This is a genomic window from Lachnoanaerobaculum sp. OBRC5-5, from assembly GCF_000296385.1.
Taxonomy (GTDB): domain Bacteria; phylum Bacillota; class Clostridia; order Lachnospirales; family Lachnospiraceae; genus Lachnoanaerobaculum.
In genome coordinates this window covers 400,982-411,874 of the sequence record NZ_JH815185.1, presented here as the reverse complement: position 1 = coordinate 411,874, position 10,893 = coordinate 400,982, and the positions used below count along the sequence as shown (strand labels likewise).

The window sequence follows — 10,893 nt, the reverse complement described above, 5'->3', positions numbered from 1 at the left end:
GTATATCTAACCTTTCTTACTTACTCCAAGGGATGTATTTTCTCCGTTCAAGTTCCAATCCTTAGTGTATCCCTCTACATTGTTATATACTATCTCATCTGCCAATGTGTCGTTCTTGATTACTGCTTCATTTTTCTTTATTATTTCAGCAATTCTCTCATTTCCTGTCTGTGAAAGCACGATATGATCAACTACCTCAAATCCCGCTTCCTTTCTCATTGTCTGAATTTTTGAAATAAGCTCTCTTACAAAACCTTCTTCAATAAGTGCTTCATCAAGTCTTATATCAAGTACAACTGTAGTCTTATTGTCTGCCTCAGTTACAAAGTCATCATTCTTTGCAGTTTCGATAAGCAAATCTTCTCTTCCAAGGCTTACCTTTTCACCGTCAAAATCAAAGTCTACACTTCCGGTTTCATTCAAAGACTTCATAGCCGCATGTCCGTCAAGTGAAGCAAGTGCCTCTTTTATCTTACCTAAGAGTTTACCGTACTTAGGACCTACTGTCTTTAACTGTGGCTTAAATGAGTAGCTAACAAATTCTTCAACATCATCCTTAAACTCTACAGCCTTGACATTTAACTCATCCTCTATAATCTCTACATAGAACGGATCAAGTACAGTCTCAGCCTTAACATACATATTTCCGATAGGCTGACGGTTCTTTATATTAGCCGAGTTTCTTGCAGCTCTACCAAGTACTACTATATCAAGTACCTCGTCCATGCTTACCTCAAGGTCCTTGTCGATAAAATCTTCATTGACAGCCGGGAAGTCTGTTAAGTGGATACTTTCAGGAGCATTCTTATCTACGCTTCTTACAAGATTTTGATATATTTCCTCTGTCATAAAAGGTATCATAGGTGCAGCTATCTTTGAAAGAGTTATAAGAGCTGTGTAAAGTGTCATATAGGCATTTATCTTATCCTGCTCCATTCCCTTTGCCCAGAATCTCTCTCTACATCTTCTTACATACCAGTTACTCATATCATCTGTAAAGCTCTGTAGTGCTCTTGCAGTCTCTGTTATCTTATAGTTATTTAAATAGTCATCAACAGTCTTTACCAATGTATTAAGCTTTGATAAAAGCCACTTATCCATTACGCTAAGTTTGTCATACTCCAAGCTGTACTTTGTAGGATCAAAGCTGTCGATATCCGCATAAAGTACATAAAATGCATAAGTATTCCAAAGAGTACCCAGGAACTTTCTCTGTCCTTCCTCAACAGCCTTGTCATGAAATCTGTTTGGAAGCCATGGTGCCGAATTCACATAGAAATACCATCTGATAGCATCTGCACCGAACTTGTTAAGTGCATCCATAGGATCTACGGCATTTCCCTTTGACTTACTCATCTTTTGACCGTCTTCATCCTGTACATGTCCCATAACAATAACATTCTTGTACGGAGCCTTATTAAATATAAGTGTAGATATGGCAAGAAGTGAATAGAACCAACCTCTTGTCTGGTCTACAGCCTCTGAAATAAAGTCGGCCGGGAACTGCGCCTCAAACTTCTCATGATTTTCAAAAGGATAATGATGCTGTGCAAAAGGCATAGAACCTGAATCAAACCATGCATCAAGCACTTCAGGAGTTCTTTTCATTTCCTTACCGCACTCAGGACAGGTGATTGTCACAGCGTCAATATAAGGTCTGTGAAGTTCTATATTCTCAGGACAATTTTTTGACATTGACTTTAACTCTTCAATACTTCCGATACTGTGCATATGTCCACATTCACAAATCCATACGTTAAGAGGTGTACCCCAATATCTGTTTCTTGATACTGCCCAGTCCTGAATATTCTCAAGCCAGTCACCAAATCTTCCCTTTCCGATACTCTCAGGGATCCAGTTAATTGTATTATTATTTCTTATTATGTCTTCTTTAACCGCAGTCATCTTGATATACCAAGACTCTCTTGCATAGTAAATAAGAGGTGTATTACATCTCCAGCAGTGTGGGTAGCTGTGCTCAAATACAGGTGCATCAAAGAGTTTTCCGTTCTCTTCAAGATCTTTTAATACCAGTTTATCGGCATCCTTTACGAATACGCCTTCCCACTTTGTTTCCTTAGTGAGATTACCCTGTGCATCTACAAGCTGAACAAAAGGAAGATCATAGTTTCTACCTATTCTTGAGTCGTCCTCACCGAATGCAGGTGCGATATGTACTATACCTGTACCGTCTGTAAGAGTTACATAGCTGTCACATACTACAAACCATGCTTTACCCTTTACATTAAGTCCGCCCCAAAGCGGCTCATACTCAATGCCTTCAAGCTCCTTACCCTTATAAGTCTCAAGTACAGTATAGTCTTCTTTTAAAACAGTTTCAACCAATGCACTTGCAAGAATATAGGTATAATCACCATGTTTTACCTTAACATAATCTTCGTCCGGATTTACACAAAGAGCCACATTACTTGGTAAAGTCCAAGGTGTTGTAGTCCAAGCCAGGAAGTAAACATCCTCATCCTTTTTCTTGAATCTGACTATTGCCGATCTTTCTTTTACATCCTTATACCCCTGAGCTACCTCATGGCTGGAAAGCGGTGTTCCACACCTTGGACAGTACGGCACTACTTTAAATCCCTTATAAAGGAGTCCCTTATCCCAAATCTGCTTTAGAGCCCACCACTCAGACTCTATATATGAGTCATGATATGTAACATATGGATCATTCATATCAGCCCAGAAACCTATAACATCTGAGAATTCCTCCCACATGCCCTTATATTTCCAAACCGACTCTTTACACTTCTCTATAAAAGGTGCAACACCGTAGTTTTCTATCTGCTCTTTTCCGTTAATTCCAAGTTCTTTTTCAACTTCTATCTCTACCGGAAGTCCGTGGGTATCCCAACCTGCTTTTCTTGGAACCTTATAGCCCTTCATAGTTCTGTATCTTGGAATCATATCCTTGATAACTCTGGTTAAGGCATGACCGATATGCGGCTTTCCGTTTGCTGTCGGCGGTCCGTCATAGAACATATATGTAGGAGCATCTTTTCTGTCTTCGATACTCTTCTCAAAAATATGGTTTTCACGCCAAAACTTTTCAACTTCTCTTTCTCTCTCTACAAATTTAAGGTCTGTAGGCACTTTCTTATACATAAAAATCCTTTCCTTGTAAGATGATTATAAAAAAAGCCTGCCCTGTAACAGGACAAGCCAAAACTTATATACCACCTTTACAACATACTATCATATGTGTTCCTATAACGGGGAAACCGGCATATCCTACTCTTAATTCAGATTGCAACTCGGGAGTGATTTTCATCCATCGCTCCGTATCGGTCTTACACCGTCACCGACTCGCTGAAACTTCTGCCAAGGATTACTCTCTCCGTCTTTGTTTTTATTTTATAACCGGTTAATATTATAATCATTTGTAGATATTATGTCAATGGCACAAAGGCTTAAATCCCCCTAATATATAAGCCATATATGATAAAGTCCCATTATACCACAAATAAAAATGTCCCACTTATGGTAGAATACTATTTTGTATATTCTAACACTAGGAGGGACATGACTTATCAGAAAGGCTATTTTATCAATGGATGAACAAAGAAAGTACGAGGTTATTAAAGGTCTGGTAGATCACCCAGATACAGCTAATAAGGATAGAGCTGCTCTTATCCTAGGATGCACCAAGAGGCATATAAACCGTATGATACAAGGCTATATTAAAGATGGTAAAGCATTCTTTATTCATGGTAACAGAGGTAAGAAGCCGGCTACCACCATCCACCCTGATATCAGAAGTCAGGTTCTTGATCTATACAGAACTAAATACTACGAGGCTAACTTTGAACACTATACAGAGCTTCTAAAAAAGCATGAGGGCATAAGCATCTCTTCTTCCTCTGTAATGAGTATTTTGGAGTCTGAGTACATTCTATCTCCAAAGGCTACAAAAGCCAAACGTAGACGCATTAGGCAAACACTAAGAGCCAAGAAGGAAGCTGCAACGTCAAAAAAGGAATTATCACAGATACAGGCTAACTTAGTAGCAGTTGAAGATGCTCACAGTCGTCGTCCAAGATGTGCTTATTTCGGTGAATTGCTTCAGATGGATGCAACCCCTTATGAATGGGTACCGGGACAGATATGGCATCTACATTTAGCCATTGATGATGCCTCAGGTGCTGTTACCGGTGCATGGTTTGATACTCAGGAGACCCTTAACGGCTACTACCATGTGTTTGAACAGATTCTTACTGATTATGGTATCCCCTATAAGTTTCTTACCGATAAACGTACTGTATTTACTTACAAGAAAAAAGGTGCCTTATCTGACGACAATGACACCTATACACAGTTCGCTTACGCCTGCAAGCAACTTGGTACACAACTTGAATCAAGCAGCGTACCACAGGCTAAAGGACGCATAGAACGATTGAATCAAACCTTACAGTCACGCCTGCCTATTGAGTTTAGACTCGCAGGCGTAACCGACATCAATAATGCCAATGAATTCCTTCACTCCTACATAAAGGAATTCAATGAGAAGTTCTCACTTCCACTTCATGGTATCAAATCTGTCTTTGAAACGCAACCGTCTAAAGAAAAAATAAATCTTACTTTAGCGGTTTTGACTGAGAGAACTGTTGATGCCGGACATGCGATTCAATTTAAAAAGAAATTTTATAAGATGATAGATCATAAGGGAGTGCAAATCCATTATCGAAAAGGTACCAAGGTTATGCTTATCAAGGCATTTGATAGGTCTATGTTTGCGTGCGTAAATGACAAGGATATTTATGCACTGGAAGAAATACCGGCTCATGAACACAAATCTAAGGACTTGGACGCTGACTACAAACAACCTAAACCTAGAAAGCCTTATATTCCTCCAATGAACCATCCTTGGAGATTAGAGGCCTTTAATAAATTTGCACATTCACAGCCACACAGAATTGAAGACGACTTAAAAAGCGCATAATAAAAGCCCCTTTGTGGGGGCTTATAAATTAATTATTTTGGGACATAATCATTTATGCTTGACATGGCACAAAGGCTTAAATCCCCCTAATACTTTCCTATCATAATCTATATATCAATGTATGTCTAATTCATTTCTAAGACCTTTCTAAAACTCCGGTATGCATATTTGTTATAGCCCCTATTCCATTTTTTCTGAATAATAAACAGAAATTTTTGTCTAAAATCCGTGTTTTTGTAACCTAAATTTTTTATAAATACATAAGCTTTGTTTTTTATTTATTATTTTCTTTCTTTATATTTTTTTTATATTTTTTCCATAATATATACACAATTATTTTTTATATTATAAGAGCATTAGCGATGGCTAGTGCAGGTTTCAGAATTACTGGAACTACAAAGCTTTTTCATACTCATACCGGACAGTTTAACTGTCCGGCCCCCCTAAAAATGTTAAAACCACCTATTCCCAAGGTGGTTTTTTTGTGTCTGAAATACTAAATAAAGTTTTATACTTATAAGTTTTATACGAAAGTATTGAAACATTTTTCATACTTCTATTCTTCTAATAAAAAAGAGAAGCTTAGATATCTAAACTCCCCTTTTTAAATCAATATTATGCAGTCATTGCTATTTTTCCGTCAACAACTTGTATAACCTTAGTTGGGCACTTTGCCGCACATTTTCCACAGTTTATACATTTTGAATAATCTATGAGTGCAACATTTCCGTTCATATGGATTGCATCATCCTCACAAGCCTTTACACACATGGTACATGCAATACAACCAACCTCACATACCTCTTTGACAGCTTTACCCTTATCCTGTGAATTACACTGTACAAAAGTAAATGTCTCATAAGGTACCAAGTCTATAAGTTTCTTAGGACAGGCATCAACACATTTTCCACATGCTACACATGTCTCTCTGTCCACCAATGCAATGCCGTCTACTATATGTATAGAATCAAACTCACAAGCTCTTACACATGATCCGAATCCCATACATCCGTAGCTACAGGCTTTACCACCCTGTCCGGGAACATTCATAGCTGAATTACAATCTGTGATACCGAAATATGTAAAGTTTTGTTTTGTTTTATCACAAGTTCCCTTACATTTTACAAATGCAACCTGCTTTATGGCCTCACCTGCACTTACTCCCATTATCTCACCGATAATTTCAGCTACAGGCGCTCCACCTACAGGACATTTATTTACAGGTGCTTCACCTGCCGCAATAGCCTTTGCAAGACCGTCACAACCCGGATATCCGCAACCACCGCAGTTGTTTCCGGGTAATGCATCTCTTACAGCTATTTCTTTTTCATCCACTTCCACTTTAAACTTCTCACTGGCAACTCCAAGTAGGAGACCAATAAGAATACCGACTACACCAACTACTGCCGCCGCAATAATTACTCCATTCATATTCTTTCCTCCTAAATAAGTCCTGAGAATCCGGTAAAGGCAATTGCCATAAGACCTGCTGTTATAAGTACAATAGGCATACCTGATACTACATGAGGTATATCATTATTTTCAATTTTCTCTCTGACACCTGAAAGCAATACTATAGCCAAAGCAAATCCGCTTGCAGTACCCACTCCGTATACAAGGCTTTGTGCAAAATTGTATTCCTTTGCAACATTGTCAAGAGCAACACCCAAAACAGCACAGTTGGTTGTAATAAGAGGAAGGTATACACCCAGAGCCTCATAAAGTGAAGGCATATTTTTCTTTAATACCATCTCAACAAACTGTACCAAAGCCGCTATAACAAGAATAAATACAATAGTCTGCAAATACTCAAGTTTAAGCGGAATCAAAATATGTGTATAAATAAGGCTGGCCGCCATACTTGAAAGAGTGATAACGAATATAACCGCAGCACCCATACCTACAGAAGTTTCAGTCTTTTTTGATACACCGAGGAAAGGACAAAGTCCCAAAAATCTGCTAAGCACTACATTGTTTACCAGTGCCGCACTAATCAAAAGTAAAATCAGTTGAGTCATTATTTACCCTCCCCTGCATTAGCTGCATTTTCCTTCTCAGCCTTTGCCTTAGCAAGAGCCTCTTCTTTCTTTCTCTTTGCCTCAAGTTCCTTTTCTTCTATATCCTTATCAATAGCATTGTGATTGTGTGCCTTACTTTCACCAAAGCATGCCGAACAGTTTCCGCCACAAGCTATATCAGATGACATACCTGTATTTGTAGCACTTGGAGCCTTAAAGTAATTTTGTAAAGCCGACAAAAGTGCAAGTACAAAGAATGCACCCGGAGCAAGTACAAGTATTGAAATAGTAAAATCGGTAGGTATTATCTGATTGTTGTTAGGTAAAGCAATAAGTCCTTTAAATATAGTTCCGGCACCGATAAGCTCTCTTACAAAAGCTATGCAGGAAAGTGAAAGCGTAAATCCGATTCCCATTCCAATTCCGTCAAAGAAAGACGGAATTGCAGGATTCTTTGAAGCATAACTCTCCGCTCTACCAAGAATAATACAGTTAACAACTATAAGCGGTATATAAATACCAAGTGATTTATAAAGTTCAGGTGTGTAGCCCTGCATCAAAAGCTGTACCACCGTAACCAAAGATGCAACGATAACTATAAATGCAGGGATTCTCACTCTGTCAGGTATTATATTTCTCATTGCAGAAATAATTAAATTTGAAAACATCAAAACGGCTGTAGTAGAAAGTCCCATACCTATAGCATTTACTACAGATGTTGTAACCGCAAGTGTAGGACACATACCTAACATCAGAACAAAGGTAGGATTTTCTCTGAATATACCGTTATATAAACGCTCTAAACTCTTGTTCATATTTCCTCCTTATTCCAATATTGAATTAAAGTAAAGCGCTGCATTGACAGCATTGGTAACAGCTGTACTTGTGATGGTAGATCCGCTTATAGCCGATATCTCATCATCTGCACCTGCAGCACCCTTTACAAGCTTGAATTCTTTTGTATTTTTATTTGCATACTGACCGTAGAAAGACGCTTCCGCCGCTCTCATACCAAGACCCGGTGTCTCTTCAAGTGTAAGGAATGTTATTCCGACCACAGTACCGTCAGACTTTATACCTACGGATATTTGTACCGTACCGTTATATCCGTCTTTTGATGTTGATGTTATAACTCTGCCTATATTATTTCCGGACCCATCCTTTGCGGTAACAACTTCATCAATATTTGAATGCCCGAAGCCCTTACCTGCAATTTCGTCTGCAGTCTCCGCTATCTTTGCCGTATCGGCTTCATTCTCCTCAAAATCCTTAGCCTCCGGGAAAACAACAGCATAAGCCTCATTCTTTGCCGCCTTTGCCGCAGCCGCTATAGGAGCCTTAGTTATATCGTATACAAATCCCAATACAAGGCCTGAAATAAGGGTTATAGCAAATAAAATAATCGCATCTTTTACAAATCCTGATTGTTTTTTCATGCCTTCTTTGCCTCCCTTCCAAATGCCTTCGGCAATGTTGCCTTCTCTATAAGCGGAGCCACTACATTACCAATAATGATAGCATAGGAAACTCCCTCAGCATTGCCGCCGAATAATCTGAATAAACCTGTAAGTATACCGATAAATATTGCAAAATACACCTGTCCCATTTTTGTAACAGGACTGCTTACATAATCTGTTGCCATAAAGAACGCACCGAATATAAGACCGCCGCTGAGCACATGGTATAAAACAGTTGTAGGATTGTGATCACCGAATAAGAATACAAATACAGCCACTGTAGCAATATATATAAGCGGTATTCTAAGAGAAATAACCTTTCTTACCACAAGATAAATTGCACCGATAAGTAAAGCAATAGTTGAAACCTCTCCTATTGTTCCCGGTATCCTACCGAGGAAAATATTTACAAGATCATACTGCTCAAGTGCATCTGCAATTCCCTTTGCCTTTAAGAAAGCAAGAGGCGTAGGTGTAGATGATGAATCATAGTTCATAGCCACAGAGCTGAAATTTGTCATACTTCCGGCAAATGATATAAGCATAAAGCATCTTGCAGCCAAAGCCGGATTCATAAAGTTCTGACCAAGTCCGCCGTAAAGCTGTTTTACAACAATTATTGCAAATACACCGCCGAGTATAGGCATCCAAACAGGAATCTGAGGCGGCATATTAAGAGCCAATATAAGTCCGGTAACCACAGCAGAAAAATCTCCGATAGTTACAGGCTTATTCATTACTTTTTCGTATAAATATTCAGCAAGTACACATGCAAGAACTGTACATATAACCACTATAAGCGCAGATAAACCGAACTGAAAGCAACCGAATGCCAAAGTAGGTATCATTGCAATACAAACATCCTTCATGATATTTGCTGTGGATGAATTATCCCTTACATGAGGAGATGATGAAACATTAAATTTGCCTGCCATTATTTCCCCTCCTTCTTTGCCGCTTCAGCTCTTCTCTTTGCTGCAACAGCCTGACGCATATATTTAAATCCTTGAGTAAGTGGTCTCTTTGCAGGACATACATAAGCACATGAGCCACATTCAACACATTCCATACCGTTTAACTTTTCGAATCCTTCAGTGTCATCCTTCAACGCCTTATCCATCATAAGAACAGGTACAAGAAAACTTGGACACACATCAATACATCTTCCGCATTTGATACATGGTGTTTCAGGATTTTCCTCAACTTCATCTTCCACAAAAGTTGTAATTGAAGATGATGACTTGGTAACAGGAATATCAAGAGTAAACAAAGCCTGTCCCATCATAGGTCCGCCTGAAAGCACCTTTTTAGGCTCAGTCTTGAAACCGCCTGCCGCTTCAATAAGTTCCTGATAATTGGTTCCCGTTCTTACTTTAAAGTTTTGCGGAGTAGTAACGGCATCACCTGTTATAGTTACAATCCTTCTGATAAGAGGTGTAGACTCGGCTACCGCATTATATATTGAAATGACCGTATCCGTATTGTCAACAATACAGCCTACATCTGCAGGCAAAAGACTTGAGTTTAACTTTCTTCCTGTGCAAGCAAAAATCAGCGAACGCTCACCACCCTGAGGATACTTTGTATACAGCTCCACAACCTCTATTTTTGATTCGCTTTGTACAAGTTTTTTAATTTTCGCAATAGCTTCAGGTTTGTTATTTTCAATACCTATAATACCTTTTGCATTCGGGAAAAGCTCGAGTATAATCTTTAAGCCTTCCACCAGCTTTTCAGGTTCTTCCATCATAAGTCTGTAATCACTTGTAAGATAAGGCTCACATTCCGCACCGTTTACAATGATATAATCAATCTCATTTTCGTTCTTTGGTGAAAGCTTCACATGTGTCGGGAAAGCAGCTCCTCCGAGTCCGACAATACCTGCGTCTTTCACTATTTTTCTGATATCATCTTTAGAAAGTTTTGTATAATCTCTTTTTTCTCCAAAACCTTCTACGGCACGATATTCCTTATCATTCTCAATGATAATAGAATTCACCATTGAACCGTTTGCCACTCTTCTGGGTTCGATCTTTTTCACTTTTCCGGACACCGAGCTTACCACATTGGCTGATATGAATCCCCCCGCCTCTGCGATGATTTGTCCGACCAGCACTTCATCTCCGACAGCCACCAAGGGTTTTGCAGGTGCACCGATATGTTGGCTTAACGGGAACACCATTTCAACTCCATTTGGTTGTAGTACCGTTATCGGATGTTCCATTGAGAGTTCCTTGCCCTCATATGGATGTACACCACCAATAAATGTAGCTAATCCCATATTTTTCTCCTCTTCTATCCGGGTAAACAAATGTAAGAAATCAGGCAGTAATTTGTGTAAAACAAGTCAAATCAATTGTCAATTTTCAGATTATTTTAAAGCGATACATAATCTCCTGACGCACAAATAAACCAAGAAACCAAAGCAATTCTTAGTCTTTCGGTATACTGCCGTTTGAAGCAT

The 10,893-nt window shown here is 38.9% G+C and carries 8 protein-coding genes; 1 reads left to right on the top strand and 7 read right to left on the bottom strand.

Going from position 1 to position 10,893, the window contains the following annotated elements; translation table 11 throughout:
• Positions 1-6: 6 nt before the first annotated feature.
• Complete coding sequence (ileS, locus tag HMPREF1135_RS01930) at positions 7-3,120, bottom strand: isoleucine--tRNA ligase (protein WP_007591390.1); 3,114 nt, start codon at positions 3,118-3,120, stop codon at positions 7-9.
• A 445-nt stretch (positions 3,121-3,565) separates the two neighbouring features.
• On the opposite strand from ileS, the gene HMPREF1135_RS01925 reads away from it, so the two are divergent.
• Positions 3,566-4,954: an ISNCY family transposase gene (locus HMPREF1135_RS01925; protein ID WP_007591389.1), complete on the top strand. Its 1,389-nt coding sequence runs from the start codon at positions 3,566-3,568 to the stop codon at positions 4,952-4,954.
• A 615-nt stretch (positions 4,955-5,569) separates the two neighbouring features.
• Here the strand turns inward: HMPREF1135_RS01925 and HMPREF1135_RS01920 are convergent.
• The 6 genes from HMPREF1135_RS01920 to rsxC are packed head-to-tail and all read right to left on the bottom strand — an operon-like array spanning position 5,570 to position 10,710.
• Complete coding sequence (locus HMPREF1135_RS01920; protein WP_007591388.1) at positions 5,570-6,385, bottom strand: RnfABCDGE type electron transport complex subunit B; 816 nt, start codon at positions 6,383-6,385, stop codon at positions 5,570-5,572.
• An 11-nt stretch (positions 6,386-6,396) separates the two neighbouring features.
• Positions 6,397-6,972, bottom strand: a complete 576-nt coding sequence (rsxA, locus tag HMPREF1135_RS01915) for an electron transport complex subunit RsxA (protein WP_007591387.1) — start codon at positions 6,970-6,972, stop codon at positions 6,397-6,399.
• Positions 6,972-7,787 carry an electron transport complex subunit RsxE gene (gene rsxE, locus HMPREF1135_RS01910; protein ID WP_007591386.1) on the bottom strand — a complete coding sequence of 272 codons (816 nt, stop codon included), beginning with the start codon at positions 7,785-7,787 and terminating at the stop codon, positions 6,972-6,974. The genes rsxA and rsxE overlap by 1 nt, the downstream gene beginning before the upstream one ends.
• A 9-nt stretch (positions 7,788-7,796) precedes the next feature.
• A complete protein-coding gene (locus tag HMPREF1135_RS01905) occupies positions 7,797-8,408 on the bottom strand; it encodes an RnfABCDGE type electron transport complex subunit G (RefSeq protein ID WP_007591385.1) in 612 nt (203 codons plus the stop codon).
• Positions 8,405-9,364, bottom strand: coding sequence for an RnfABCDGE type electron transport complex subunit D (locus tag HMPREF1135_RS01900; RefSeq protein WP_007591384.1), 960 nt, complete (start codon positions 9,362-9,364; stop codon positions 8,405-8,407). Before HMPREF1135_RS01900 ends, HMPREF1135_RS01905 begins: the two co-directional genes overlap by 4 nt.
• Positions 9,364-10,710: an electron transport complex subunit RsxC gene (gene rsxC / locus HMPREF1135_RS01895; protein WP_007591382.1), complete on the bottom strand. Its 1,347-nt coding sequence runs from the start codon at positions 10,708-10,710 to the stop codon at positions 9,364-9,366. The genes HMPREF1135_RS01900 and rsxC overlap by 1 nt, the downstream gene beginning before the upstream one ends.
• Positions 10,711-10,893: the final 183 nt, after the last annotated feature.